Origin of the sequence: Mucilaginibacter sp., assembly GCF_028288105.1 — a bacterium.
GTDB lineage: Bacteria > Bacteroidota > Bacteroidia > Sphingobacteriales > Sphingobacteriaceae > Mucilaginibacter.
This window is the reverse complement of the sequence record NZ_JAQBOI010000159.1, coordinates 1-26,697: the sequence shown is the minus strand read 5'-3', so window position 1 is coordinate 26,697 and position 26,697 is coordinate 1. Positions and strand designations below refer to the sequence as shown.

Here is a 26,697-nt window from a genome sequence, read left to right as displayed (position 1 = left end):
AAATATAAGATTATAACGGCTATTAATAAAAATTGTTGGGTCTTTTTACGCCCCAGATCTTTAAAAGTATAAAGCCAAATAATGCGCCACCTAAGTGGGCAAAATGCGCAACATTATCACCAGCAAAACGGCCCACCCCGGTAAATAGTTCTATTGCTACATATCCCATAACAACATATTTAGCTTTAACCGGCACCGGGATAAACATCACCAGCATCTCCAGGTTAGGAAAAAGCATCCCAAACCCAACCAAAATACCAAATACGGCACCTGATGCACCCAACATTGGGATATGATATAAATTGTAAAGGCTTTGAGCCTGTTCCTGGCCGCCGCCAAACATAAAGTATGAACTATCTATTTCGGGGTGTGGTATAGTGATCCCGCCGGTTATTGAATATACCTGTATGGCTTGTACAATCATATACAAAACAAAACCGCCAATACCTGTAAAAAAGTAATAGTTAAAAAACTTTTTGGAACCCAAAGTACCTTCCAGCATTGGGCCAAACATAACCAGGGCAAACATATTAAAAAAGATATGCGTAAAGCCCCCATGCATAAACATGTAGGTTATAATTTGCCAAGGCTTAAATAAAGGCGAATTGGGGTAATATACTGCAAGTAAATGCTCCAGGTCTACCATTTTAGCTAATGCATAAGTGGCAATAAAAAATATGATGTTTATGATAAGAAGGTTTTTTACAACCGGCGGCATATTGGCAAATGGTGATTGCATTTTATATATGTGTATATGGTTTAAGCTCTATTTTTCAAATCGTTCTGCTAATTCGTTCAGGGTAAAGGTACTAATTACAGGCTTGCCATTTAACGCCAGATTTGGCATTTGGCATGCAAATAGCTGGTCTACCAATTGGTTCATTTCTTCCATTGATAGCTTTACCCCTACTTTTAGCGCGGCATTACGTGCCAGCGAACGGGCAAGGTTATCGCGCTTATCTAACTTTAAAATTGAAAGGTTGTTTTTAAATCCTTCCAGTAATTGTTCCAGCAGCTCGTGCTCGTTGGCATTATTTATATCTGCGGGTATGCCCTCAACCACAACGGTATTACGGCCAAACTCGCGTATGTCAAAACCAAGCGCCCTAATATCGGGCAAAAGCTCTTTCAATAACTCAAAATCGCTGCTGTTTAGTGTGACAGATTGCGGAAATAAACTCTGCTGACTAACACCCGAATGGTTCTGCAATTGCTGCAAAAACCGTTCGTACAAAATCCGCTCATGAGCCGCCTGCTGATTGATCAGCATAAAGCCCGATTTTATCTGCGAAAGTATGAACCGGTTATGCACCTGGAAGAACTGTTTCTCGCTGCTTTTGGTAATATCCTGCTCATTCACCGGGATACTTTTTTCCTCGTGTATCTGGTGTTGCAGGGTTTCTTCTTTCTTACTTATCTCATACAAAGTATCCCAGTTACGGGGGATGGCTGTATGATGGTTATTACTATCCCGCAAAAAAGGAATCTCGCGCTCACTTGCCTTTTTCTCGGCAGCAAAAGGGTTAAAATTCGGGTTAAAAGCAATTGTTGGTTGTACTATCTCCTCAAAAGGTTTTTGCGTGATAAGGTGGCCTATGCTGTTCTCCTGATCAAAATCAAGCGTTGGGGTAATGTTATATTTACCAAGCGACCGTTTAACCGCCGAGCGGATAATAGCGTAAATAGATTTCTCGTCCTGGTATTTTATTTCGGTTTTTGTGGGATGTACGTTAATATCGATCTTGGCCGGGTCAATATCTATAAAAAGCACATACAGCGGGAAGGTTTCATCAGGCAATAATTCCTGGAAAGCTGTGAGCACCGCATGGTTCAGGTAAGCATCTTTTATAAAACGGTTGTTTACAAAAAAGAACTGTTCCCCACGGGTTTTACGGGCAAACTCGGGCTTGCCTACAAATCCCCGCAGGTTTATAATGGTAGTTTCTTCCTCAACAGGCACCAGGCGCTGGTTGTAATTATTACCAAACAGGTGCACAATGCGTTGTTTCATGGCCGATGCCGGCAAGTGGTAAACCTCCTGTCCATCGTGATGCATGGTTAAAAATACCTGCGGATTAGCCAGGGCCACCCGCTGAAACTCGTCGATAATGTGGCGCATTTCTACCGGGTTACTTTTTAAAAAGTTACGGCGGGCAGGCGTGTTATAAAAAAGGTTTTTGATAGATATGGATGTCCCGGTATTGGCCGAGCATGCTTCCTGGCTAATTACTTCCGATCCTTCTATCACGATGCAGGTACCCAGTTCATCTTCATGCCTGCGGGTTTTTAGTTCTACCTGCGCAATGGCGGCTATAGATGCCATGGCTTCGCCCCTGAAACCCATGGTACGGATAGCAAAAAGATCTTCGGCCTTTCTAATTTTTGACGTAGCATGGCGTTCAAAACACATGCGCGCGTCGGTAAGGCTCATACCACAGCCATTATCAATAACCTGTATAAGTGATTTTCCGGCATCTTTAAGTATCAGTTGAATCTTATCGGCACCGGCATCTATAGCATTCTCTATCAATTCCTTTACTGCGGATGCAGGTCGCTGCACTACTTCGCCCGCGGCAATCTGGTTGGCTACGGCATCCGGTAAAAGCTGAATTATATCTGGCATTAAAAATCTTTCCCTTCTCTGCAAATTAGCAGATCGTTATTTCAGGTGCTAAATTAATTATTTGATTGCATAACTTTACCTTTACATACTTGTATAAAGTATTTACGTTATAATTATTTACATCTACCTGTTTATTAATATGAAGAAACTCTGGCCCGTGCTGCTTTTGCTCCTCGCCGCATGCAAACAAAAAGAATATAACGCCGATCTGCTCGTAAAAAATGCCCTTGTATATACCGTTGATAGTAACTTTACCACCGCCAATGCCTTTGTAGTTAGCGCCGGTAAAATTTTAGCTGTAGGTAACATTGATACCCTCGAAAAGAAATACCTGGCCCGCGAAGTAATTGATGCCGGCGGCAAAGCCGTTTATCCGGGTTTTATTGATGCACACGCGCATTTTTACGAATATGGCTTAGGGTTGCAGGATGTAAAACTGGTAGGTACTAAAAGCTGGCAGGCCATTTTAGATTCGGTTAGTAACTACGCCCGCCACAAAACCGATGGCTGGATAATTGGCAACGGCTGGGACCAAAACATTTGGGATAACAAAGCATTCCCCAACAAAGCCAAGCTTGATTCACTGTTCCCGGTGCGCCCGGTAATATTGAGCAGGATTGATGGCCATGCTGCCATTGCTAACCAGGCGGCACTGAATATTGCAGGTGTAAAACCCGGCCAAAAAATTATCGGTGGATCCATTGAAACTATAAATGGAAAGCTTACAGGTATACTAATTGATAATGCCGTTGGTATTGTTACACGTAAAATACCGGCCCCAACTGACCAAATTACACAAACTGCATTATTAGATGCGCAGCGCAATTGCTTTGCTGTTGGTTTAACCACGGTTGATGATTGCGGCCTGCCTTATACCATGATAAGCACCATTGCAGCCCTGCAGCATAAAGGCGCACTTAAAATGCGCATGTATGTAATGCTTTCCGATCAGCCCGAAAATTACGAGTACCTGTTTAAACGTGGTGCCTATAAAACGCCCGGCTTAAATGTACGCGCCTTTAAGGTTTATGCCGATGGTGCACTTGGATCAAGAGGGGCTTGTTTGCTGCACCCCTACGCTGACAAGAAAAACTGGAGCGGATTTTTATTGAGCAGCCAGGCACACTTTGCCGAGGTAGCAAAAAAAATAGCGGCTAACGGGTTCCAGATGTGTACGCATGCTATTGGCGATTCGGCTAACCGTGTAATGTTAAAAATATATGCCGAAAATTTAAAAGGGAAGAACGATAAACGCTGGAGAATAGAACACGCGCAGATTGTAGCCCCCGAAGATGTGAAGATGTTTGGTGATAACAACATCATCCCATCTGTACAGCCAACACATGCTACATCTGATATGACCTGGGCGGTTAAACGCCTTGGCGCCCAACGCTTAAAAAGTGGCTATGCTTATAAAGACCTAATGAAACAAAACGGCTGGATCCCATTGGGGACAGATTTCCCTGTAGAAAACATTAACCCTATGTACACGTTCTATGCTGCAACAGAACGTAAGGACCTGAAAGGTTTCCCTACAAGGGGTTTTCAGACAGAAAATGCACTTAGCCGCATCGAAGCCTTACGTGGAATGACCACCTGGGCGGCCAAAGCGAACTTCGAAGAACACGAAAAAGGCAGTATAGAAGTGGGCAAGTATGCCGATTTTGTGATACTCGATCAGGATATTATGAAGGTGAAAGGCAGTACATTGCCAAATGTTAAAGTTTTAAAAACATATATAAATGGTGTTAAGGTTTATGAGAAAAAATAGGCGGAATATCTACTTTCTGCTGTTATTAGGATTTGTACTTTTTAATTCTGCCTGCGCGCAAAACCCACCATTTACAGGTAAAGCTTATGTTAATGAGCAGTTATTGGTTGAGCAAGCTACAGTTTTATTAAACAACGAGAAACGGCTTATCCCCCTGCAAAACCTTGATGATAACAAAATAGCGAGTATCCATTTTTCGGGTATCTATTCCGCAGGCTTTGATAGCTTGCTGAATAAATATGCTAAAGTTGACGCCTTTAATGGCAACGATTATATGGGCGCGAAGCCATTTGAGATGCTGGCGCAGGATACTAAATTTTACAATACCCTTATTGTTCAACTTACCGATGCCGAGGTGAACAATCTGCAGATAATAGATTTCATCAACAGCAACCAAAAGTTGAAAAATGTTGTGGTTTCATTTATTGGGAACAGCGCATCACTTATTAAACTTAACAATATTACAGCACCGGTTATCTGGACGGCAAGGGTATCACCTGTGGCGGCTTACTTTAGCGCCCAGGCTATTTTTGGCGGGGTAGCTATCACGCAACGGTTAACCAAAACTTACACACCAAAATATGCAGCTAACGCCGGCTTTATAACCGCCAAAACACGCCTGCAATATACCGTACCCGAAGATGTCGGCATTAAATCTGACAATCTTAGTGCCATTGATGATATTGCCCGCGAAGCTATTAGCAGTCGCGCTACACCAGGTTGCGTGGTTTTAGTAGCTAAAGATGGTAAGGTAATATTTAACAAGGCATATGGTTACCATACTTATGATAATATCATCCCGGACAGGATAACCGATATTTTCGATATCGCATCCGTGACCAAGATCTCGGCTACCACCATGGAAGCCATGCAGCTTTATGATGCCGGTAAGCTTAATCTGGATTCAACCTTGGGCACTTACATGCCTATTACGCGCAATACCAATAAAAAAACATTGAGCGTTCGCGAGCTATTGGAGCATCAGGCAGGTTTGATACCTGATATTTCCACTTTTGAAGTTATAAAACCAACCGACCATAATACCGATTCTTCCGCGATGTACCCAACCAAGGTAAACGAGAATTATTATGTGCGGAAGAACTACTTTGAGGACGTGATGTTACCTGCCGCCCTGCGATCGGCTGTTAAAACCCGTGGGCAATATGTTTACAGCGATGTAGGTATGATATTTATGCAGCAGATTGTAGAAACACTTACTGCAACACCGCTTAATATCTACGTTCAGCAAAAAATTTACAGCCCGCTGGGGATGCAAACCGCAGGCTTCCTGCCGTTATATCGTTTCCCGGCTTACCGTATCCCCCCAACTGAAGACGACAGAAAAGACCGTAAAACTTTAATCGACGGTTACGTGCACGACCCAACTGCTGCACTAATGGGCGGTGTTGCAGGCCACGCAGGTGTGTTTGCAGGTGCAAACGATGTTGCTATACTTTATCAGATGATGCTTAACCGCGGCACCTACGGCGGCGTACAATACATTAAACCAGAAACAGTTGATCTGTGGACATCCAAACAATCGGCTGTTAGTCGCCGGGGCTTGGGTTTTGACAGGTGGGACCCAATAGCCGACAGGCATTATCCATCAAAATTAGCATCAGATCAGGCCTATGGGCATACTGGCTTTACCGGCACCTGCGTTTGGGTTGATCCTAAATATAACCTGGTATATATTTTCCTGTCTAACCGGGTGCACCCAAATGTGGGTAATAAACTGGGGAGTTTAAATATCAGGCCGCGTATACAGGATGCGGTTTATGAAGCGATACAGAAGGGATTATAAACGGCCTTAATCGACTTTAAATCGCCCTTAAAAGGCATTAAATCGACTTGCATAATGAACAAGATTGCCCTTCGTTCCCGCTCGTTCTAAATAACAGAATGTTAAACAAGAAAAGCCAGCAAATGCTGGCTTTTCTGTTATAAAACTTTGTCATGCGTAGTGAAGCAATCTCATGCATGCCGCCGACTTTTCTATCGGGAGATTGCTTCGTTCCTCGCAATGACGCGTAGGTAATGTTTACCTTAATCTATCCATTCAAACTTGGTATAAGGCACGAGCGCCTCCGGTACTTTAATACCTTTATCAGTTTGGTTGTTCTCTAACAAAGTAGCCACTATACGCGGCAAGGCCAAGGCACTGCCATTTAGCGTGTGGGCTAATTGTGTTTTACCCTCGGCATTACGGAAACGCAGTTTTAAACGGTTGCTTTGGAAGGTTTCAAAGTTTGATACAGATGAAACCTCTAACCAACGTTGCTGCGCAGCGCTCCAGGTTTCCATATCATAGGTTAAGGCGCTTGTAAAACCCATATCGCCACCGCAAAGGCGCAATACGCGGTAAGGCAAACCAAGCTTTTGCAGCAAGCTTTGCACATGGGCGCTCATATCTTCCAGTACATCGTATGATTTATCCGGGTGTACCACTTGTACTATCTCAACTTTATCAAACTGGTGCAGGCGGTTCAAGCCGCGTACATGCGCACCATATGAACCTGCCTCGCGGCGGAAACAAGGTGTATGCCCGCAGTTTTTAACCGGCAGTTCTTCTCCCTTCAATATCACATCACGGTAAAGGTTGGTTACAGGCACTTCGGCAGTAGGGATCAGGTATAAATCATCAACACCTACATGATACATTTGCCCCTCTTTATCAGGTAACTGCCCTGTGCCAAAGCCAGATGCCGCGTTCACCATCAGCGGTACGCTCACTTCACTATAACCTGCTTTTTCGGCTTCATCAATAAAAAAGTTGATGAGTGCGCGTTGCAGTTTGGCGCCTTTATTTTTATAAACAGGAAAACCGGCACCGGTTATTTTAACACCCAGTTCAAAATCTATCAAATTATATTTAGCGGCCAGCTCCCAGTGCGGTAAAGCATTGGCAGGCAGTTCGGGGATGCTTCCATTCTCCAGCACTACTTCGTTTTCCTCGGGCGTTATGCCTTTCGGTACTGATGAATGTGGCAGATTGGGTAACAAAACCAGTTTATCCTGTAGCTCGGCTTCCAGCGCGGCTAATTGTTCGCCAAGCTGTTTACCTTCTTCTTTCCATTTGCCGGTGTTGGCTTTTATAGCTTCTGCTTCGTCTTTTTTACCGGTGCGCATTAGCTCACCAATTTGTTTGGCAGCCGCGTTAGATTGCGATGAAACAGTATCCAGTTGGTTCTGTGTTTGGCGGCGTTTTTCGTCTAAGCCAATCACTTCATCTACCAATTCGGGCTGTTTGAAATTTTTTACAGCCAAACGTTCTAAAACCTGTTCCCTGTTATCGCGGATATAACTAACTTGCAGCATTGATTTTATTTTAAAAGGCAAATATAACAGTTTGCAGTTTGCGGCGGGCAGTTAGAACTCTTTTTCTATCGGTAAGTTAGTTTGCAGTTAGCGGTTTGCAGTTTGCAATAACATCGCACCTGTAAATAAGCTATTTTTGGAAAAATCAGCAACTGCGAACTGTTAACTAAAAACTGCAAACTGAAATGACCGGCAAACTATATTTAGTACCTACCCCTATCGGTAACTTGGAGGATATGACCTTTAGGGCCATCCGTATTTTAAAAGAGGCCGATCTGATACTGGCCGAGGATACCCGTACATCGGCGCCGATGCTGAAACATTTCGACATCCAGAACAAAGTTTTCGCGCATCATCAGCATAACGAGCACCAATCCAGCAACGAGATCATTAAGTTTCTGCTGATGGGGCAAAACATCGCCCTGATATCTGATGCAGGCACACCCGCCATATCCGACCCGGGATTTTACCTGGTTCGTGAGGCCTTAAAATTTAACATCGCGGTAGAATGCCTGCCCGGCGCAACGGCTTTTGTGCCCGCGCTGGTTAACTCGGGCTTCCCTACAGATAAGTTTTGCTTTGAAGGATTTTTGCCCCTGAAAAAAGGCCGCCAAACCCGTTATAAATTCCTGGCGACTGAAGAGCGCACCATTATACTTTACGAGTCGCCGCACCGTTTATTGAAAACGCTGGATGAAATGGCCACCTTTTTTGGTGCCGATAGACAACTATCCGTATCTCGCGAGCTGACAAAAATGTTCGAGGAAACGGTAAGAGGAACGGTTACCGAAGTAAAGGCATATTTTGAAACCCATCCGTTAAAAGGCGAGTTTGTAATGTGTGTTGCCGGTGCTGCCCCTGCCGAGGGTGATAAAAAGAAGAAGAAGTATGCGGATGATGACGAGGAGGATTAAGCACCTCACTCTCTTTAAGTCAGTGGTTTGAATCCTGATGGGATCACAAGAAAGATAAAAGCCTTCAAAGTCTTGATTTTGAAGGCCTTTTTGGCAGCAATTTTAAGAGCCTGCAATGCACATGTAGCATAGGGTTTAGGTTCGAATACCAGCATGTTTAACTTTCCTGTCACTTTTTATCATCTCAATCTTCTCCTGTATTCGTTAGGAGTTACACCCAAAAGTTTTTTTACGTAACGGGTAAAAAATGAGTGGCTGCTGAATTCCATTTCATCAGCTATTTCAGAAATATTGAGACTTTTGTTTTGTAGCAGGATGATAATCCGCTCCCTGGCATAACGTTGTATCCATTCTGAAGCGGTAACGCCCGAGTGAATTTTACACAAATGGTTTATATACTTGGCAGTAATATTCAGTTTATTGCTATAAAACTGCACTTCCCGATGCTGCATACAGTGCTGTTGGATTAATTGTATGAAACGCTCGTACAAGGTGCCAGTCTGCAAACTGTGTTTACGCTCCTCGTACTCGTTGGCAAATGTGTGCCACATTTCTAAAATAAAAAGTTGCGTTTGCAGTTTTAGAGTTTCATCATAAAAGCGGTGATCTTTTTCTAAAAACCTTTCGTTCAGTCGGTCAAAGTTTGTCAGTATTTTTATTTTGTCTTTTTTAGAAACCCCGGTTTTTACAGGATATGTCCGTGAATGCAATTGAGCGTTAATACTCCAGCTTTGGTCAGGAATATTATCCATTAGAAATTCCTTTTCTACAAATAGCACAGAGGCTTTAAACCCTTTTGAAAATTTAAGACCCGACAATCTGCTCTCGGCAAACCAGAATAAAAATTGTCCGCTACTGCATTTCATCAATTGATCGTTGAATAAAAACTGGATACTGCCTTTGTGGCAATACAAATGCGTATGATACAGCTTAGAAAAATTATTTGGAAAATCTCTTTCTTCGTTTACTTCCGATAATAAAATACGGTGCTGTTCCATCTCAATTACCTGTTTATTATACTTCCCTAAAATAAGTGATATTTGACATTATTTGCGCTAATAGTGTAACAAAAGTAAATATTCCTATTGGTAACTTTGTATCATAAACTAAGGAAGATTTTTATGACCAACACAATATTTGGCGAATTAAGAAATGGAATAACTATAACGCCTCAGCATGGACAGATAGGAAAGCTGAGAGATGCTTCTTACGCTACACTGGAATTAATAAAAAAATTAAATGCTTCTGCCAACCCGACGGAAATCAGGACGATATTGAGCGAAATCACAGGAACACCCATTGATGAAACAGTTGCTCTGTTTCCACCGGTCCATATCAATTATGGTAAACATTTAACCTTTGGTAAAAATGTATTCATCAATTTCAATTGTATTTTTTTGGCGTTGGGTGGAATTGTTATTGAAGATAATGTTCTAATTGGCCCTGATGTCAAGATAATTTCCGAAGGGCATCCACTATCTCCTGCCGAGCGGGAATCGCTTGTGCCGGGGAAAATTCATATTAAACAAAATGCCTGGATTGGCGCTGGTGCCACAATTCTTCCAGGAATAACCATAGGAGAAAATTCGGTTGTTGCCGCCGGAGCAGTTGTCACAAAAAACGTTGCTCCAAATACTGTTGTCGGAGGGGTTCCGGCAAAGTTCATCAAAAACATTTAACATGAAAAAATCAGTTTTAATTGCACTTACAGCAGTGCTTTTCTATAGTACCGCAAGCGCACAATTAACATCAAACTCAGTACAGATAAAGGAAATATCAGCTAAAGGATATACCACCTTCAAGGTAAGTGATAAGGTAACCATGTATGCGGTTACGTTTAAGAACCAATATAAGACGGAAGTTTCGGGGCATCTTTTTATCCCAAACAATATGGACAGAAAGACAAAGAAACCTGCAATCATTGTTGGTCACCCAATGGGAGCGGTAAAGGAACAAAGTGCTAACGTTTATGCCTCGAACATGGCAGACAGGGGCTTTATTACATTGGCCGTTGATCTCTCATTCTGGGGCGAAAGCGAAGGCAAACCCCGCAATGCGGTATTGCCGGATATGTATGCAGAGGATTTCAGTGCGGCCATCGACTTCCTGGGCACACGCCCATTTGTTGACAGAAACAATATTGGCGTTTTGGGCATCTGTGGAAGTGGAAGTTTTGTTATCAGTGCCGCTAAGATCGACCCAAGGATGAAAGCTATTGCGACAGTGAGCATGTACGATATGGGTTCTGCCAGCCGCAATGCCCTGAACCATTCGCAGACTCTTGAGCAAAGAAAGAAAAATCAGGCAGAAGCCGCCGAGCAGCGATATGTTGAATTTTTGGGTGGCGAGACCAAGTACACAGGTGGAACTACCCACCAGCTCGATGAAAACACTGACGCGATACAGCGTGAATTCTATGAATTCTATCGTACTCCAAGGGGAGAGTATATCCCAAAAGGAGGTTCGCCAAAAACTACCACCCACCCTACGCTCAGCAGTAACACTAAGTTCAATAACTTTTATCCGTTCAACGACATAGAGACCATTTCTCCCCGTCCGATGTTATTCATTACGGGGGATAAGGCCCACTCCAGGGAATTTAGTGAAGATGCATACAAACGTGCGGGTCAACCGAAAGAACTGGTTATCGTTCCGAATGCTGGCCATGTTGACCTGTATGATAAAACTGACTTGATCCCATTTGATAAGCTGGAAACCTTCTTTGCCAAACATCTGAAAAAAAAAGGATAGTTATAACCAAAAATCAAAACATATGAAAATATTATCATTAACCGCAATTGCTTCTATGGTGCTCCTTAACATTAGCTGTAGTGCCCAGATCACTAACAAGGCAGATCAGAATAAACCGAATTTTATCTTTTCGAAAGGTAAGCTTGGACCAGCAGAAAACTTTACAGGAAAAGCCTGGAACATCGGCCTGGTAGAAAATGATACAGTTTATAATACCGTAGTGGGAAATGTCTATTTCGAACCAGGGGCGAGAAGCAACTGGCATAGACATCCCTCAGGTCAGATCCTGATCATCACCGATGGTACAGGTTACCACCAGATCAAGGGGCAACCCAGGCAAACCCTGAAAAAAGGAGATATAGTACAATGCCCGCCCAATTTAGAACATTGGCATGGTGCAAGCCCCGATACTGGAATGTTACAAATGTACATTTTACCAAAGACAGAAAAGGGTATTGTAACCTGGCTGCAGAAAGTAACAGATGAAGAATACCGTAATGGTAAATAAATAACTGTAATTGGTGAATCAATATGAATTTTAAAAGGCCATCACATGAGATATTTATTAACAACCTTTATAATGGTCGTTTCCTTAACTTCAAGCATGTCTGGCTGTGGCAAAAAAGATATGGGAACAACATCCGAAATTGCGAACAATAACGATGGAAACACTAATAATTCAACAGGGAGTAAAATGAAGATTACGATCGGTACCGCTGTATTTACAGCTACGATAAGCAACAATGCCGCGGGAACTGCTTTTAAGGCTAGATTGCCCCTTACCCTAAATATGACTGAGTTGAATGGCAATGAAAAGTATTTCGATTTTCAAACTACATTGCCTGCCAATGCCTCAAACCCCGGAACGATCCAAAGAGGGGACATAATGTTATATGGATCAAACACATTGGTGCTTTTTTACAAAACCTTTTCAACTCCGTACAATTACACAAGCATAGCACGAATTGATAATCCATCAGGATTAGCCGTTGCGTTGGGTTCGGGGAATGTAACAGTAACTTTTATAATGGAGTAAATTAAAATTTCTAGGTTAAGATCCGCGACAAAAACCTGCCCTAACTGGCTTCTCTATACTCAGGACAATATTTTAGGCAGCTATCAAATCACTCAATCGTTTCAAACCTTCAAGTAAATGGTTCGAGTTTTGTATCATAACGGGCCCAAAAAAATGATCCAACGCATCGTTAAATAGTCAATTGAGAATTATGCTACCCGGTTACCTGACCATCTGTAAACCAATTCTTGAATTATGATCTAATTATTGCAATTTTACCCCAATTAAGCAGTTTAATCAAGAAGATTGCTTTTGCATTAATGAAAAGAAACCTACTACTCTCCATATTCTCGGGCTTATTGCTTTGGATAGCCTGGCCGCCTACGCCGTACACTACATTCTTTTTATTTGTGGGTTTTGTGCCTATGCTGCTGGCTATGGAGAACATCATCCAGTCTACCGTTACAGGCAAGGGGAAAAAGATCTTTAATACCACTTTCCTGGGGTTCTTTATCTGGAATACACTTTGTATCTACTGGGTATATAACTCTTTGAAGATCATAGGCCCGGTTGTGGCTGTACCGCTTACACTTATCCCCTACGCGCTTGGGCCTTTGTTAATGGCTACGGCTTGCTGGTTGTATTACAGATTGAGGCTTATTACCAGTCGTGCCGTTTCATTGGTAGCATTGGTTTGTTTTTGGATAGGTTACGAATACCTTCACCAAAGCTGGGATTTAAATTTCCCCTGGATGACTTTGGGTAATGGCTTCGCCACGTCGCACAAATGGATCCAGTGGTATGAATATACCGGCGTTTATGGCGGTACTATCTGGATCTGGGCCATTAACATTTTGCTATTCTTGCTTTACGTAGGCTTGCGGGAAGCGCAGGCAACGCAAACCCGTAAAAAGCTGATCATCGCTTTTGCTTTGGTATTGATATTACCTTTAGGCTTATCATTGTTTAAATATTACAGCTATAAAGAACAGCCTAATCCGTCAAATATTGTGGTGGCGCAGCCAAATATCGACCCTTATGAAAAAGAAGGCACCATCCCGGTTTACGACCAGATCGCTACGCTTACGCACCTGTCAGATTCTATCGGGCAACGTAATACCGAGTATTTTATATGGCCCGAAACCGCCCTTTCGCAGGATATGGATGAGGATCGTATCTACACGGAAAACAGCTACCTGCAGGTTAGGAAGTTTTTAAACAGGTTTAAAAATGCTAATGTTTTAACCGGCGGCGAAACGCATAAGTTTTACACTAAACGCGCCACTAAAACCGCCAGCCCACTGCCGGATCAACCGGGGGTGTTTTACGACAGGTTTAGCGCTGCCATTAATATCGAAAATTCGTCTAAAGTGCAATTCTACCATAAATCGAGGCTGGTTCCGGGTGCCGAGTTGATGCCATTTGGCAATGCCTTGTCTTTTTTAAAGCCGGCATTTGAGCATTTAGGCGGCGCAACAGGCAACTATGGCCTGCAAACCGAGCCGACCGTGTTTTACTCACAAAGCGGGATAGGTGCCGCACCCGTTATCTGTTACGAATCTATCTGGGGCGAGTGGGTGTCTAAATATGTTAAACAGGGTGCCCAGTTCATCGCTATTATTACCAACGATGGCTGGTGGGAAAATACATCGGGTAAGGACCAGCACCTTGATTATGCCAAGTTGCGCGCTATTGAAACGCGAAGATGGGTTTGTCGCTCGGCTAATACGGGTATCTCGGCCTTTATTAACCAACGGGGCGATATCGTTCAGCAAAGCAAATGGTGGGTGCGCACAGCACTTAAGCAGGATATCAATCTAAATTCGGACATTACCTTTTATGTCGAATACGGCGATTATCTGCCTAAGGCCGCGAGTATCCTGGCGGTTTTGGGGATATTTTTAATTGGGATAAAGAAGGGTTTTAACCACTAAGATGAGGCCATTAAAAAAAGCAGAGCAAGAATTGATTATTTATTTGCTTAAAGACAGTCCTAAACGAGACTATTTTATTAATAAACTGCCTAATTTGATGGTTGAAGAAATGAATGATGGCGGAATGGGTAGTTTAAAATTCATATCAACATCTACAGAAAAAATTATAATGAAAGAAGATATTGCCATAATAGATCTGTATGATATAGATGGCATTCCTTTATTTATATCACTAATATTGGGCACAGACGAAGAGCTCTTTGAATTTGATGTTTTCAAAGCGGATTTTTCACCGTTAAAACAATTTCCACTACCGCCATATCAATAGCCACTAATTCGCCGGGTTATATCCGCCCGGCGAATTAGTGGTTCTTCATTATCGTCTTAACTCAGTTGCTTATAAGTGAGTGCCACTAACTGGCCAAGCTTATTTACATTTACTAATTGAAGCTTGTGGTTGTTTTTTAAATGGTGAAAGAATGATTTACCACCGCCCAAAATTGCCGGGTTTATTGTAAGGCGGTATTCGTCAACCAGGCCGCTATCAACTAACGATACGGCAAACGCAGCCCCGCCAAATGTCATTATATCTTTTCCGGGCTGTTCTTTTAACTTTTTAACCTCAGTAGCTAAATCGCCGTTGTTGATAGTGGCATTCTCCCATCCGGCATTTTTCAACGTTTTCGAAAAAACAATGTGCTGCGTTTTTTCAGCCAGCTTTGCGTATTTCACTTCATCGGCAGAAAAATTGGGGTCGGCAAGTGCTTGCTTCCAGTAGTCCCTGTAACCGGTCCACATCCCGGCGCCTACCAGGAAAAGATCAACACTTTGCAGGTTTTCAAACATCTCATCCCATTCATTATCATTATCTGTTTGCATCCAGCTCATATCGCCATTAGGGCCTTCTACGTAGCCATCCAGCGAAACCTGCATCGATAAAATTAGCTTTCTCATAATTACCTCCGTTTAATATAGAAGTAAAGTTCGGCCTTTTTAGTTTGAGGTGGCAGGTGTAAAGGCGACAAATGAAGGGGTGTTTACGACGGGTTACCTTATTAGTTTTCAGGTATTAAACTTAAACCGTTATTATGAAATACTTCAAACTTTGGTTCGCTTTATTTGCGTTAAATCTATTCTTCTGCGGGTGCCATTACACTAACTATATGTTGGAAGTCCATAATAGTTCTAAACAAAAAATCACCGTTTTATACTCAAATACAGTTAAGCCTTCCTCTATAAATGAAAATAATATTGCTTATTACATTGCCGACGATGAAATTATTAAACCTGACTCTGTAAATACTATATCGAAACCAGGAAAACAAGATGCGTGGCATCAATATATTGAGGAAGGGAAAGACAAGCACTTATACCTTTTTATATTTTCTGTAGATACGCTAAAAAAATATGATAGCTTGTATTCCATGGGTCAGTTATCCGCCATGGGCAAATATTTGAAAGTGTTTAAATATTCTGAGCCTGAACTAATAAAAATGAACTGGAAGGTAAATTATAAAGAAAATTAAACCTGGGCTTGCGCGTCTCTTTTTAAAATAAATTCCAGCAGGTCATTTATGGGCTGGCGAATGATCTTGCCTACATGCACATCGTTTTGCTCGCATATCGCTTTTAGCTCATCGGCAAAAATATAAGCTATAGAACCTACAAAATGGCATTTGAATTTATTATACTGTGGGTACGATTTAATATTGCTGTCAACAAAATCAAGCAACCCTTTATGCAACAAAGCCTGCGCGTATTCGGTGCTTCTTATCTCTGTTACAAATTTTGAGAAAGCTGCCAGATATGAGTTTGCCCGGGCTTTCTGGTACACGTTTTTAATAACGTCCGCTTTAGTTAAATTATAAGCAGCCTTGAATTTTGCGGCGATATCATGGGGCATGTTGCCGTACAGGTAATCGGTGATCAAAGCTTTACCAAACCAGGTACCTGATCCTTCATCGCCCAAAACATAACCTAAACCGTGTTGGCCGTAGTGTATATCCTCGCCATCAAAAAAAGAAATATTTGATCCGGTGCCTAATACGCAGCATATCCCCTTCTCGTGCCCGCAGGTGGCGTAGGCCGAAGCCAAAAGGTCGCTGTCTACACTTACGTATGCTTCGGGGAATAAACTGCTGATGGCGTTTGATACGATCTCGTGCCTATCGGGGCTGGAACACCCTGCACCAAAAAAGTAAATCTCGGTAATATCCGAAGCCAGGGCTATCATGTCAGGTACCTGCTCCTTTAATATCTTGGCTATTTCTTTTTCTGTTAAAAAGTATGGGTTAAGCCCGGCAGATTTAAATGCCTTGTTTTGCTGCCCCGGTACGGATAGCAGCCAGTCTGTTTTTGATGATCCGCTGTCTGCTACTAATATCATGTACAAAGTTCCTCAAGCGCCTGATGGGTAAGCGGCTTATGAACAAACTGCGCAACGTACTTATTGCTTTTAGAATTGTTCATGTCGGTTGGGTCAAGTGATGATGAAAGCATAAAAATTTTCACCCGTTCTTTATTATCCAACTCTAATGCTTCATATTCCTGCAAAAATTCGAAGCCGCTCATCATGGGCATCCGGATATCCAGGAAAATCACGTTTGGTTTAATGCTTCCATCGCGCAAAGCATCTATAGCATCATGTGCTGATTGTAATACAATTATGTTATCTGCAAAATTAGCGCTTTCCAAAATTCTACGCGTAACGAAGTTGTCAATATAATTGTCATCTATCAGCAAGCATGTATTAAAGTGGATAGGCATGCCCAAAAATAATCTTTTAATGCAATTAAATATATATTATTGAATATTTATACTGTTAGTTATCTGCTGTAGAGTTACTTCGGCCATTTTTGACTGGTATTGTGCCGAAAAAAACTTGGATTGCGCGTCCAAATAGTTCCTTTGCGCTTCGCGGATCTCTAATTGGGTGATATTGCCTATTTTATATTTTTCTAATGATATCTCCAGGTTTTTACGGGCAAGCTCTACACTCGACTGCCCTATCTTTATCAGATCGAGCCCGGAGAGATAAGCCACATAAAAATTACTGATCTGTGCTTCCACATCCAGCATTACCTGCTTTTGGCTAAGATCGGCATTGGCTATCTGCAACTTGGCGTTACGTTCGCGGCGCCATTGGTTTAGTCCGTCGAATATATTGATAGATGCCGTTAAGCCGTAGGCAAACCCATGCGCGTTTTGGCTAAGCGTAAAGCCCGCGGGCGTTTTGCTATTGCTAAACGTGTAACCCGACGTTACACCAACCACCGGATACCGGGTAGATTTTACTTGCCTCAAACTAATTTCGGCCAGGCGTTTATTTATCTGGGCCGATAGTATATCCGGGTTTTGTGCCTGTGCTTTGGCAATAATATCGCCCAATACCAGGGTATTATTAACCACAATGGTATCGCCTACCACAAAATCGGTTTGCAGGTTGCGCACCAATAACTGGTTCATTTGGATTTTTGTAGTACGATACTGTTGCAGTTGAATTACCAGGTTAGAAGTATCTGTATTCAGGTTTACCTGCGCGTTGTACACATCAAGCTTTGATACCCGGCCAACAGTAAACTTATCGTTAGAGTAGCGCAGCTGCGTGCGCGATATTTCTATAGCCCCGCGAAGTGCTTTTATCTGCTCGGTTTGGCTGATGAGGTTATAGTAGGTATTGATAACATTGGCTACCGTGCTTTGTATGGTATCCTGCAAGCGGATGGCCCCCAGTTTATCCTGTTCCTTCAGCATGTCATAATTGGCAAACATATTAAAGCCGTCAAATATGGTCCAGTTAAGGTTTACACCATAGTTATTGTTGCTGTTATTTGCAGTAAGGTTGTTAACGGTACCATCGCTGCGCGTTTGCTTTATTTTCTGACTGCTGTTATTTAGGGCAGCATCGCCGGTTACTAATGGTAAAAACCCAGCGTTACCCAACGTTACATTATTACCTGCTATGGTAGCGTTATTTTGCGACAGCTTAATATTATAGTTGTTCTTTAATGCTATTTCAACAGCATCCTTTAGGGTAAGTAAAGGGGCTTCCTGTGCTTGTACATCTGCAGTAAAGATAGCAGCGCAAAAAATCAAGCAAATTATTTTTTTAATATTCATATTGCTTAAAGATTTTCAATTAATAAAGGCGCTTTCATCTCCGCTTCTTCTTCAGTTGGTTCATGATCAGGATCGCGGCGTGTTTTTGACGCGAACACCATATACATTGTTGGTATCACATATAAAGTTAATATCAACGAGAATAGCATACCACCAATAATTACAATACCTAATGATACACGGCTTTTTGCACCTGCACCTAAGGCCAATGCAATAGGGACCGAACCCAGCACAACCGCTAAGCTGGTCATTAATATAGGGCGCAAACGCGATGTAGCGGCCTCAACAACGGCTTCGTATTTACTAAGGCCGTGTTCCATTCGCTGGTTGGCAAATTCTACTATCAAGATACCGTTTTTGGTTACCAAACCTACAAGTGTTATGATCCCTATCTGGCTGAATATATTAAAGGTTTGATCGAACAGCCACAAGGATATAAACGCACCCGATATGGCCAGCGGCACGGTAAGCATCACAATAAACGGATCTACAAAGCTTTCAAACTGAGCGGCAAGCACCAGGTATATCAGCAATAAGGCGAATAGGAAAGCAAATGCAATGTTTGATGAGCCTTCGGCAAAGTCGCGCGATGGTCCGCTTAAAGCTGTACTGAATGTATCATCCAGCAATTTGGCTTTTATGCGCTCCATTTCGGCAATACCATCTCCTACGGTATGGCCGGGCGACAAACCTGCCTGTACCGTGGCCGATTTATACCTGTTAAAGTGATAAATAGACGGCGGGCTGGCACTTTCGGCAACCTTCACTACGTTATCCAGTTGCACTAAATTACCTTTGGTGCTACGCACATACACAGATTTTAAGTCGAGCGGCTGATCGCGATTGGCGCGGTCAACCTGGGCAATTACCTGGTATTGCTTCCCATTGATAAGGAAGTAATCTAAACGGCCGGCGCTATAGTAAAGCTGCAGGGTTTGGGCAATATCATCAACCGAAACACCAAGGTCGCGGGCACGGTCACGGTCGGTAGTTACACGCAGTTCGGGCTTGGTAAACTTCAGGTTAACATCCGATCCCTGGAAAACAGGGCTTCTTGATACCTCGGCAAAAAACTCCGGCAGTACCTTACGTATTTTTTCAAAATCCTGGTTCTGGATAACATATTGCACCGGCAGCGATGTACGTGCACCACTACCACCACCGCTTATAGTTTGTTCCTGTACTACAATAGCACGGGCATCAGGCATACGGGTTAATTTTTTGTTGAGCCAGTCGGCAATCTCTTGCTGCGAACGCCCTCTTTGGTCGGGCGCTATCAAACCTACACGGCCAAAGCCCGAATTGGCAGAACCACCACCACCAAATGATGGCGATACAATTTCGAGGTTTACATTAGCCTCGGGGATAGAATCGGCAACCAGATCTGACACTTTATCCATGTAGCGGGTCATGTATTCGTATGTGGCACCCTCAGATCCTGTTACCGAATAACGCAGTAAACTACGGTCATCCAGCGGGGCCAATTCTGCAGGTGTTATTTTAAATAACACCGCGGTAAGTATCAACGAGCCCCCAAGTATTACAAATGATACCCACTTCTTCTTCATGAAATTAACCAGCGTTTCAGTGTAACTGTTGGTCATGTTCACAAAGAAAGGCTCGGTCATTACATAAAACTTCGATTTCTTTTGATTTTTACGGATAAGCTTAACGTTAAGCATAGGCGTTAACGACAGCGATACAAAAGCCGATATCAGCACCGCCCCTGCGACGACCACCGCAAACTCGCGGAACAACCTTCCGGTAAAGCCCTGCAAGAACACAATAGGCAGGAACACCGCGGCTAATGTAACTGATGTAGAAACTACGGCAAATAAGATCTCGGCAGAGCCTTCAAAGGCCGCCTTGCGGATAGCCATGCCGGCTTCTACCTTTTTATATATATTCTCGGTTACCACAATACCGTCATCCACCACCAACCCTGTGGCCAGCACAATACCCAGTAGTGTTAATATGTTAATAGAGAACCCAAAAATGTACATGATAAAGAATGCCCCTATCAATGACACCGGTATATCTATCAACGGGCGGAAAGCAATAAGCCAATCCCTGAAGAAAAGATAGATAATAATTACCACCAGTATAAACGATATTAAAAGCGTTTCTTTTACCTCGGTGATAGAATTGCTTATGAACTTGGTATTATCCAAAGCCACTTTTACGGTAATATCAGGCGGCAGATCTTTTTTTATTTTCTCCAATCTTTCATAAAAATCTTTAGCTATTTGTACATAATTGGCTCCCGGTTGTGGCACAATGGCCAAACCTACCATGGGTACGCCAGATTCTTTTAGCGAAGTTTCTTCATTAGCCGAGCCCAATACCGCATAGCCAATATCATCCAGCCTGATAACCCGGTTACTATCCGCACGGATAATAAGGTTGTTAAAATCCTTTTCGGTAGTTAATTTACCCAGGGCACGAATGGTGATCTCGGTATTATTACCTTCAATTTTACCTGCAGGCAGCTCCACGTTCTCGCGTGCTAATGCGGCACCAATATCGGTAGCGGTAAGGCCCAATGCCGATAGTTTATTAGGATCTATCCATAAACGCATGGCATATTGGCGTTGCCCTTGTACATTAATGGTACTTACACCCGGGATGGTTTGTAAACCTTCCAGCAAAACGTTTTCGGCGTAATCATCAACCTGTGTTATGTTACGGGTTGTACTGCTTACAGTAATTGTAATAATGTTATCGGCGCTGGCATCGGCTTTGGTAACAACCGGCGGGGCATTAATATCCTGCGGTAACTGGCGCTGTGCCTGGCTTACTTTATCGCGCACATCATTCGCAGCGGTTTCCAGATCGGCATCCAGGTCAAATTCTACCGTGATATTACTTGACCCTACCGAGCTTGTTGATGATATATTACGAATACCCGGCACGCCGTTGATGGCTTTTTCTAAAGGCTCGGTTATTTGCGATTCAATAACATCTGAGTTAGCACCCGAGTATTGTGTAGATACTGAAATAATAGGCGGATCTACAGACGGAAAATCGCGCACACCTAAAAACGTGTATCCAATAACACCAAATACAACTATCACAACAGATAGCACCGTTGCCAATACAGGCCTTTTTATACTTACTGAGGATAAACTCATATTGGTTACTTAATAACTTTAAGAATTTTCAATGGTGATTTTGGGCGTATTTGTATCAAACCTGATACTACTATGCTATCGCCCGCCTTCAACCCATCAATAACTTGAATTTTGGTATCGGTACGCAGATCTGTCTTTACGTTCTGGGCAACTGCTATGCCGTTTTTATAAATGTAGATCTTACTGCTTTTAAGATCGGGTATAACGCACTCGGTAGGTACCATTATTGTTTTTGGTATCTGGTCAAGCGTTAGGTTGATCTTGGCAAATGAGCCGGCTGTAAGCAAATTTTTAGGATTTGGCGCTTTAGCCCTAACGGTAATGGTACGCGAGTTTGCATCCAGTTCGGGCTCAATAGCATAAACTATTGCGTTAAAGTTCTCCCTTGAACTTTCTATAGTGAATGATACTTTGCTGCCCTTATTTATTATTGGCAGGTAGCGTTCCGGTACCGAAAAAGTAAGCTTCGCCGGATCTATATTTACAAGTGTAGCTATTGGGGTTGCCGGCGAAAGGTACCCACCCGGACTAACATTTCTTAAACCAATAACACCGGAAAATGGCGCGCGTATCTCTGTACGGCTTATCTGCGCCCTTATCACATCGGCCTGCGCCTTTAACGAATTTAGTGATGATAGCGAGGTTTCGTATTCTTCCTTGCTCACTGCCTCCTTCTGTAACAATATTTTATTGCGATTATTAATATCGCGGGCAAGTATCATTTGTGCTTCGTACTGCTGCAGTGATGCCTGCAGGTCCTGGTTGTATACTTTTACAAGCAGTTGGCCCTTTTTTACCCGGGTGCCTTCTGTAAAGTATATGCCTGTAATATTACCCGCGGTTTGGCTGATAAGGCTTACCCTTTCGTTAGCATCAATTGTACCGGTAATATCTATCTGGTTATTAACAGCGGTATCTTTAACCACCATAATATTAACCGAAACAGGGCCATTCTTCCTTTTACCCTTGCCTGCAGTTGCGGCACTGGCTTGTTTAGCCTTTTTACTAAAAAACTTATTATAAATTAAAAATGCAACAAGCAATGCAAGTAAAGTATATATTATATATTTTGTTTTCATATCAGCTTGTTGTTGCTATTGGAATTTGTTTTAATGCTCATTTATAATTGCCTTAATTCAATTGCGCTACGTAAATATAAAATGTTTGAGCATTGGTTATTAATGCCACAGTATATATTTATATCGCCGCCCAATAATTTTTGCAATTATAACCGCTTAGCCATCAAATTGATTACATGTATCAACCATTTTACAACACAACAAATTTGCGGCCGCTTAATTAAAAACATAAATTTTATAACTTGCCGAATGAAAAAACTGCAACTATCAGCACTGGTTTATTTAATCCTCTTTCTTATGAACATTTCACCCGGCAAGGCGGCTGGCCTTGCTAAAATTTCTTATACGGTTAGCTTTCCTGAAGCCCAGGCACATTATGTAGATGTTGAGATGAATATTACCGGTTTAGCGCAACCATCCCTTGATGTTAAAATGCCTGTATGGGCGCCGGGTTCATACCTGGTAAGGGAGTTTGCAAAAAATATCGAGGGGTTTAGCGTTAGTGCTAATGGCAAGCAGGTATCGGCACCAAAAATAAACAAGAACACCTGGCATATAAATACTGCCGGCCTTAGTTCGGTAACGGTTAAGTATAAAGTTTACGCTTTCGAGCTTTCGGTACGTACCAGTTTTATCGATGTATCGCACGCGTTCCTGTCAACCACGGGCATATTTTTATTCCCCAAAGGGATGTTAAATCAGCCATCAACTATCACCATAAAACCTTATAAAGATTGGAATAAGGTATCTACCAGTTTAGAAATGGTTAAAGGCGATGTGTTTACCCGCACCGCGCCTAACTACGATATTTTATACGATTCACCATTAGAGATAGGCACGCAGGATGTTTTTGATTTTGATGTTGCAAACACCCATTACGAAGTAGCTATGTATGGCGGCGGCAACTATGATAAAGAACGCCTGAAAGTAGATATGGCCAAAATTATTGAGGCAGAAACTGCTGTTTACGGCGAGAACCCCAATAAACATTACACATTTATTGTTCATAACAAAGCACGTAACGGCGGCGGTTTAGAGCATTTAAGTTCTACCGTTTTAGGTGCATCAAGAGATGGTTACACAAACGAACGTACATACCATGGCTTTTTAAGCCTGGTTGCCCACGAGCATTTTCACCTATGGAACGTGAAGCGCTTGCGCCCAATTGCCTTAGGCCCGTTTGATTATGATAACGAGAATTATACCACCAACTTGTGGATAGCAGAAGGTTTTACCGCTTATTACCAAAACATCATCCTTCGCTACGCCGACCTGTCTACTACCGAAACCTTTTTAGGCGATATGGCAGGCGATATTAACACGGTTGAGAACCAACCGGGCACCAAAGTGCAGGCGTTGTCAGAATCGAGCTTTGATGCCTGGATAAAAAGTTACCGCCCTAACGAGAATTCTTACAACACCGGCATATCATATTATGATAAAGGTGCTGTTATAGGCCTGCTGTTAGATCTTGAAATAATTAACAGTACCAATGGCAAAAGCAGCCTTAATGATGTAATGAAGTATATGTACAATACTTATTACAAAGGTTTAAAACGCGGTTATACCGATGCCGAGTTTAAAGCCGGATTTGAAAAATTCGCGGGCAAAAAATTGAATGATTTTTATGCTAAGTATATTAATGGCTTAGATGCTATTGATTATGATAAATACCTGAACTATGCGGGTTACAAACTGGTTGATGAACTTGCGGCAAGCAACGAGCCTACTTTAGGTGTGTTTACTAATCAGCGTAATATTATCACTACTGTAGTGCGCGATGGCGCGGGTTGGGTTAATGGCCTTAACGTTGGCGACCAGATCACTGCTATTGACGATACCCCGGTTACCGATCTTAATGCCGTAATTAAAGGCAAAAAAGTAGGCGATAAAATTGTTGTAACTGTTAGCCGCGATGCACAGGCCTTTAAGATTCCTGTAACCCTAAAACGTAACGATAATGTTAAATATACTGTTACCGAAATACCAAACGCTACACCACAACAATTGGCTGTGCGTAAAAAATGGTTGAAGTTGTAATTTTTTCAGAACTTATTCTAAGCCCTCTATTCGGAAACGGATAGGGGGCTTTTTATTAGCCTCACCCCGGCCCTCTCCAAAGGAGAGGGAGTCAGCTCTTCTATTTTAAAGTCCTCTCCTTTGGAGAGGATTTAGGTGAGGCTTTTGGTTCAGCCCTCCCGCCTGCAATCAAAACAAAATCTTAAAACATTTTATAGCCATTTAATATTATAGTTATAATCGTTTAAAAACACTTAAAAACACATTGATCATGAATTCATTACTGTATGTAATAGCTGTTATACTTGTTATTGGTTGGGCTATTGCCTTTTTCTTTACAGCCGTTGGTAGCCTTATACATGTGCTATTAGTAATTGCCGTTATCGCATTGCTGTTGGGCATTATACGCAGGCCTACAGCCTTATAAATTCCGGCAACTATCCGGCCTTTTACAAAAGGCCTGTTTAATCATCTATCATGAAAATTCCATTTACTCCTCAATTGCTTGGCGATCTTATTGAAAAAGGATATACCTACGTTCTGTCCAGTACTTTTGCCGACCCCGAATTGGAGGAGGCATCAAACATTATTTTAAAACCTGTTAGAGAAAAGCCCAAACTGATTAATTTGCCTGATGGGTTCAATACTTTTTACAAAATAACCCGCGAACCCATGCAGCTGGCCTGTGGCGTGGATGGTGTTGTTATTGAAGTTGATTATGATACTATTGATCCGCAGATAACCGGCAATGATATTTTTGAGGATAGTTATTTCCGTATGAGCGAAGATTTTTTTAGACAAGTGTTGGATAGCCTGGAAGATTATGCTGTAATTACTACCGATAAGAATGGAGATATTAACAGTTGGAACTCTGGCGCTGAAAAGGTTTTAGGTTATACCGGGCCAGAGGCGATAGGCAGAAGCGCCCGCATATTTTTCACGCCCGAAGATGTGGCAAATGGAATACCTGAAATTGAACTTGCAACCGCATTACGGGATGGCCGCGCCATTGACGAACGTTACCATATGCGTAAAGATAAAACACGCTTTTGGGGAAGCGGCTTGGTTTTCCCTTTATATGACGAAGAAGAGAAGCATCGCGGCTTCACCAAAATAATGCGCAACCTGCGCGAGCAGCATGACGCGGAAAATGAAGGCCGGGGAATTTAAAATGCCATCCCTAATTTAACGGCCTTCTTTTTTGTTGTTATTACTACAACACCATTAGCCCCTGCACTGCCATATAAAGTTGTTGCACTTGCATCCTTAAGCACCGATATACGTTCAATGCTTTTAGGATCTACATAGGTCATCGCATCTTTTTTTATAACTTTCCCATCCAATACGTATAGCGGGTTGGATATAGTATTGGGCCAAATTTTAGTTTTATAAGAATCGCTATCCTTTAATTGAGGCGTTGCATACCCCATAACTGTTACATCCTTCACATTACCTGCCGGCACGCTTCCGGTTTTGTTATCCTTTGTATCATCTGCAAGCGCGAAGTTTATGGGCACGGCGTAGGTTACTCGTACGGGCTTACCATTTTGTACACCCGGTTCCCAGTCGGGTGATAGTTGCAGCACCCTCACGGCTTCCTCATCGGTCCCCTTACCAAGGCTACGTACAATTTTAACGTTGGATAACGACCCATCTTTTTCAACTATAAAGCTTGCTATAACCCGGCCTTGCAGGCCAGCGTCCCTTGCAGCTTTAGGATACCTAATATTTGCAGCTAAAAAAGTTGAAAATGCTTTATCGCCACCCGGAAAACTTGGCGCATGTTCAACAGCGGTAAACACCGGATTATTGTCGCCATCGTTGGTTTGAACCGCTGCTGTTTTATTACCCAACGAAAAATTGATAGGCACAGAATACTGAACACGTACCAGCCTCCCATTTTGTACACCAGGCTTCCATTTTGGTGAGTTTTTAAGTACGCGTACGGCCTCTTCATCGGTGCCGCTGCCTAATGATCTCAACACTTTTATACCAGATAGCGAACCATCCTTTTCTACTACAA

Annotated in this window: 24 protein-coding genes; 13 read left to right on the top strand and 11 right to left on the bottom strand. The window is 42.5% G+C overall.

Features of this window, described 5'->3' with window-relative positions; genetic code table 11:
* Window positions 1-22: 22 nt before the first annotated feature.
* Both JWQ85_RS11225 and mutL read right to left on the bottom strand, forming a co-directional pair.
* A complete protein-coding gene (locus tag JWQ85_RS11225) occupies window positions 23-739 on the bottom strand; it encodes a rhomboid family intramembrane serine protease (RefSeq protein WP_299467917.1) in 717 nt (238 codons plus the stop codon).
* A 27-nt stretch (window positions 740-766) separates the two neighbouring features.
* Complete coding sequence (gene mutL / locus JWQ85_RS11220; protein ID WP_299467916.1) at window positions 767-2,623, bottom strand: DNA mismatch repair endonuclease MutL; 1,857 nt, start codon at window positions 2,621-2,623, stop codon at window positions 767-769.
* A 139-nt stretch (window positions 2,624-2,762) separates the two neighbouring features.
* Here mutL and JWQ85_RS11215 point away from each other — a divergent pair, with 139 nt between their 5' ends.
* Window positions 2,763-4,394, top strand: coding sequence for an amidohydrolase (locus tag JWQ85_RS11215; protein WP_299467914.1), 1,632 nt, complete (start codon window positions 2,763-2,765; stop codon window positions 4,392-4,394).
* Window positions 4,381-6,198 carry a serine hydrolase gene (locus tag JWQ85_RS11210; RefSeq protein ID WP_299467912.1) on the top strand — a complete coding sequence of 606 codons (1,818 nt, stop codon included), beginning with the start codon at window positions 4,381-4,383 and terminating at the stop codon, window positions 6,196-6,198. The genes JWQ85_RS11215 and JWQ85_RS11210 overlap by 14 nt, the downstream gene beginning before the upstream one ends.
* 242 nt (window positions 6,199-6,440) lie before the next feature.
* Here JWQ85_RS11210 and serS read toward each other — a convergent pair whose 3' ends face one another.
* Entirely contained in the window at window positions 6,441-7,712 is a 1,272-nt protein-coding gene (serS, locus tag JWQ85_RS11205) for a serine--tRNA ligase (protein ID WP_299467910.1), read from the bottom strand.
* A 185-nt stretch (window positions 7,713-7,897) separates the two neighbouring features.
* Here serS and rsmI point away from each other — a divergent pair, with 185 nt between their 5' ends.
* Window positions 7,898-8,626 carry a 16S rRNA (cytidine(1402)-2'-O)-methyltransferase gene (gene rsmI, locus JWQ85_RS11200; protein ID WP_299467908.1) on the top strand — a complete coding sequence of 243 codons (729 nt, stop codon included), beginning with the start codon at window positions 7,898-7,900 and terminating at the stop codon, window positions 8,624-8,626.
* A 179-nt stretch (window positions 8,627-8,805) separates the two neighbouring features.
* Here rsmI and JWQ85_RS11195 read toward each other — a convergent pair whose 3' ends face one another.
* Window positions 8,806-9,624: an AraC family transcriptional regulator gene (locus JWQ85_RS11195; protein WP_299467906.1), complete on the bottom strand. Its 819-nt coding sequence runs from the start codon at window positions 9,622-9,624 to the stop codon at window positions 8,806-8,808.
* 123 nt (window positions 9,625-9,747) lie between these two features.
* Here JWQ85_RS11195 and JWQ85_RS11190 point away from each other — a divergent pair, with 123 nt between their 5' ends.
* From JWQ85_RS11190 to JWQ85_RS11165, 6 genes are all read left to right on the top strand, one after another.
* A complete protein-coding gene (locus JWQ85_RS11190; protein ID WP_299467904.1) occupies window positions 9,748-10,305 on the top strand; it encodes a DapH/DapD/GlmU-related protein in 558 nt (185 codons plus the stop codon).
* The gene (locus JWQ85_RS11185; protein WP_299467902.1) at window positions 10,265-11,377 is read left to right on the top strand and encodes an alpha/beta hydrolase; all 1,113 of its coding nucleotides are present in this window, start codon (window positions 10,265-10,267) and stop codon (window positions 11,375-11,377) included. The genes JWQ85_RS11190 and JWQ85_RS11185 overlap by 41 nt, the downstream gene beginning before the upstream one ends.
* Window positions 11,378-11,399: 22 nt before the next feature.
* Complete coding sequence (locus JWQ85_RS11180; protein ID WP_299467900.1) at window positions 11,400-11,885, top strand: cupin domain-containing protein; 486 nt, start codon at window positions 11,400-11,402, stop codon at window positions 11,883-11,885.
* Between the two features lie 45 nt (window positions 11,886-11,930).
* On the top strand, window positions 11,931-12,413 hold the full coding sequence (locus JWQ85_RS11175) for a cyclophilin-like fold protein (protein WP_299467898.1): 483 nt from the start codon (window positions 11,931-11,933) through the stop codon (window positions 12,411-12,413).
* Window positions 12,414-12,712: 299 nt separating this feature from the next.
* Window positions 12,713-14,326: an apolipoprotein N-acyltransferase gene (gene lnt, locus JWQ85_RS11170; protein ID WP_299467896.1), complete on the top strand. Its 1,614-nt coding sequence runs from the start codon at window positions 12,713-12,715 to the stop codon at window positions 14,324-14,326.
* 1 nt (window position 14,327) lies between these two features.
* The gene (locus JWQ85_RS11165; protein ID WP_299467895.1) at window positions 14,328-14,654 is read left to right on the top strand and encodes a hypothetical protein; all 327 of its coding nucleotides are present in this window, start codon (window positions 14,328-14,330) and stop codon (window positions 14,652-14,654) included.
* A gap of 56 nt (window positions 14,655-14,710) precedes the next feature.
* On the opposite strand, the gene JWQ85_RS11160 is transcribed toward JWQ85_RS11165, so the two are convergent.
* On the bottom strand, window positions 14,711-15,280 hold the full coding sequence (locus tag JWQ85_RS11160) for a dihydrofolate reductase family protein (RefSeq protein WP_299467893.1): 570 nt from the start codon (window positions 15,278-15,280) through the stop codon (window positions 14,711-14,713).
* Window positions 15,281-15,414: 134 nt separating this feature from the next.
* Here JWQ85_RS11160 and JWQ85_RS11155 point away from each other — a divergent pair, with 134 nt between their 5' ends.
* A complete protein-coding gene (locus JWQ85_RS11155; RefSeq protein WP_299467891.1) occupies window positions 15,415-15,852 on the top strand; it encodes a hypothetical protein in 438 nt (145 codons plus the stop codon).
* Here JWQ85_RS11155 and JWQ85_RS11150 read toward each other — a convergent pair.
* Genes JWQ85_RS11150 through JWQ85_RS11130 form a run of 5 tightly spaced genes read right to left on the bottom strand, consistent with a single transcriptional unit; the run spans window position 15,849 to window position 22,655 of the window.
* Window positions 15,849-16,712 carry an N-acetylglucosamine kinase gene (locus JWQ85_RS11150; RefSeq protein ID WP_299467889.1) on the bottom strand — a complete coding sequence of 288 codons (864 nt, stop codon included), beginning with the start codon at window positions 16,710-16,712 and terminating at the stop codon, window positions 15,849-15,851. The two genes, JWQ85_RS11155 and JWQ85_RS11150, sit on opposite strands and share 4 nt — an antisense overlap.
* Window positions 16,709-17,092 (bottom strand): response regulator, encoded by a 384-nt coding sequence (locus JWQ85_RS11145; protein WP_299467887.1) that lies wholly within the window; start codon window positions 17,090-17,092, stop codon window positions 16,709-16,711. The genes JWQ85_RS11150 and JWQ85_RS11145 overlap by 4 nt, the downstream gene beginning before the upstream one ends.
* A gap of 36 nt (window positions 17,093-17,128) precedes the next feature.
* Window positions 17,129-18,445 (bottom strand): TolC family protein, encoded by a 1,317-nt coding sequence (locus tag JWQ85_RS11140; RefSeq protein WP_299467885.1) that lies wholly within the window; start codon window positions 18,443-18,445, stop codon window positions 17,129-17,131.
* Between the two features lie 5 nt (window positions 18,446-18,450).
* Complete coding sequence (locus tag JWQ85_RS11135; RefSeq protein ID WP_299467883.1) at window positions 18,451-21,576, bottom strand: efflux RND transporter permease subunit; 3,126 nt, start codon at window positions 21,574-21,576, stop codon at window positions 18,451-18,453.
* Window positions 21,577-21,581: 5 nt separating this feature from the next.
* Window positions 21,582-22,655, bottom strand: coding sequence for an efflux RND transporter periplasmic adaptor subunit (locus JWQ85_RS11130; RefSeq protein WP_299467881.1), 1,074 nt, complete (start codon window positions 22,653-22,655; stop codon window positions 21,582-21,584).
* Between the two features lie 249 nt (window positions 22,656-22,904).
* Between JWQ85_RS11130 and JWQ85_RS11125 the strand changes: the two genes are divergently transcribed.
* From JWQ85_RS11125 to JWQ85_RS11115, 3 genes are all read left to right on the top strand, one after another.
* Entirely contained in the window at window positions 22,905-24,695 is a 1,791-nt protein-coding gene (locus tag JWQ85_RS11125) for a M61 family metallopeptidase (protein WP_299467879.1), read from the top strand.
* A gap of 250 nt (window positions 24,696-24,945) precedes the next feature.
* Complete coding sequence (locus tag JWQ85_RS11120; protein WP_299467877.1) at window positions 24,946-25,101, top strand: lmo0937 family membrane protein; 156 nt, start codon at window positions 24,946-24,948, stop codon at window positions 25,099-25,101.
* A gap of 50 nt (window positions 25,102-25,151) precedes the next feature.
* The gene (locus tag JWQ85_RS11115) at window positions 25,152-25,844 is read left to right on the top strand and encodes a PAS domain S-box protein (RefSeq protein ID WP_299467875.1); all 693 of its coding nucleotides are present in this window, start codon (window positions 25,152-25,154) and stop codon (window positions 25,842-25,844) included.
* On the opposite strand, the gene JWQ85_RS11110 is transcribed toward JWQ85_RS11115, so the two are convergent.
* Window positions 25,841-26,697: energy transducer TonB (locus JWQ85_RS11110; RefSeq protein WP_299467873.1), on the bottom strand; the 857-nt coding region annotated here is incomplete at its 5' end. The two genes, JWQ85_RS11115 and JWQ85_RS11110, sit on opposite strands and share 4 nt — an antisense overlap.

Bases quoted from the DNA above. Each gene is read 5' to 3' on its own strand.
- rsmI (WP_299467908.1), top strand. From the start codon at position 7,898: ATGACCGGCAAACTATATTTAGTACCTACCCCTATCGGTAACTTGGAG.
- JWQ85_RS11210 (WP_299467912.1), top strand. From the start codon at position 4,381: ATGAGAAAAAATAGGCGGAATATCTACTTTCTGCTGTTATTAGGATTT.
- JWQ85_RS11175 (WP_299467898.1), top strand. From the start codon at position 11,931: ATGAGATATTTATTAACAACCTTTATAATGGTCGTTTCCTTAACTTCA.
- JWQ85_RS11145 (WP_299467887.1), bottom strand. From the start codon at position 17,092: ATGCCTATCCACTTTAATACATGCTTGCTGATAGATGACAATTATATT.
- mutL (WP_299467916.1), bottom strand. From the start codon at position 2,623: ATGCCAGATATAATTCAGCTTTTACCGGATGCCGTAGCCAACCAGATT.
- JWQ85_RS11160 (WP_299467893.1), bottom strand. From the start codon at position 15,280: ATGAGAAAGCTAATTTTATCGATGCAGGTTTCGCTGGATGGCTACGTA.
- JWQ85_RS11190 (WP_299467904.1), top strand. From the start codon at position 9,748: ATGACCAACACAATATTTGGCGAATTAAGAAATGGAATAACTATAACG.
- JWQ85_RS11135 (WP_299467883.1), bottom strand. From the start codon at position 21,576: ATGAGTTTATCCTCAGTAAGTATAAAAAGGCCTGTATTGGCAACGGTG.
- JWQ85_RS11150 (WP_299467889.1), bottom strand. From the start codon at position 16,712: ATGATATTAGTAGCAGACAGCGGATCATCAAAAACAGACTGGCTGCTA.
- JWQ85_RS11115 (WP_299467875.1), top strand. From the start codon at position 25,152: ATGAAAATTCCATTTACTCCTCAATTGCTTGGCGATCTTATTGAAAAA.
- JWQ85_RS11140 (WP_299467885.1), bottom strand. From the start codon at position 18,445: ATGAATATTAAAAAAATAATTTGCTTGATTTTTTGCGCTGCTATCTTT.
- JWQ85_RS11215 (WP_299467914.1), top strand. From the start codon at position 2,763: ATGAAGAAACTCTGGCCCGTGCTGCTTTTGCTCCTCGCCGCATGCAAA.
- serS (WP_299467910.1), bottom strand. From the start codon at position 7,712: ATGCTGCAAGTTAGTTATATCCGCGATAACAGGGAACAGGTTTTAGAA.
- JWQ85_RS11120 (WP_299467877.1), top strand. From the start codon at position 24,946: ATGAATTCATTACTGTATGTAATAGCTGTTATACTTGTTATTGGTTGG.
- JWQ85_RS11165 (WP_299467895.1), top strand. From the start codon at position 14,328: ATGAGGCCATTAAAAAAAGCAGAGCAAGAATTGATTATTTATTTGCTT.
- JWQ85_RS11195 (WP_299467906.1), bottom strand. From the start codon at position 9,624: ATGGAACAGCACCGTATTTTATTATCGGAAGTAAACGAAGAAAGAGAT.
- lnt (WP_299467896.1), top strand. From the start codon at position 12,713: ATGAAAAGAAACCTACTACTCTCCATATTCTCGGGCTTATTGCTTTGG.
- JWQ85_RS11155 (WP_299467891.1), top strand. From the start codon at position 15,415: ATGAAATACTTCAAACTTTGGTTCGCTTTATTTGCGTTAAATCTATTC.
- JWQ85_RS11125 (WP_299467879.1), top strand. From the start codon at position 22,905: ATGAAAAAACTGCAACTATCAGCACTGGTTTATTTAATCCTCTTTCTT.
- JWQ85_RS11180 (WP_299467900.1), top strand. From the start codon at position 11,400: ATGAAAATATTATCATTAACCGCAATTGCTTCTATGGTGCTCCTTAAC.
- JWQ85_RS11225 (WP_299467917.1), bottom strand. From the start codon at position 739: ATGCAATCACCATTTGCCAATATGCCGCCGGTTGTAAAAAACCTTCTT.
- JWQ85_RS11130 (WP_299467881.1), bottom strand. From the start codon at position 22,655: ATGAAAACAAAATATATAATATATACTTTACTTGCATTGCTTGTTGCA.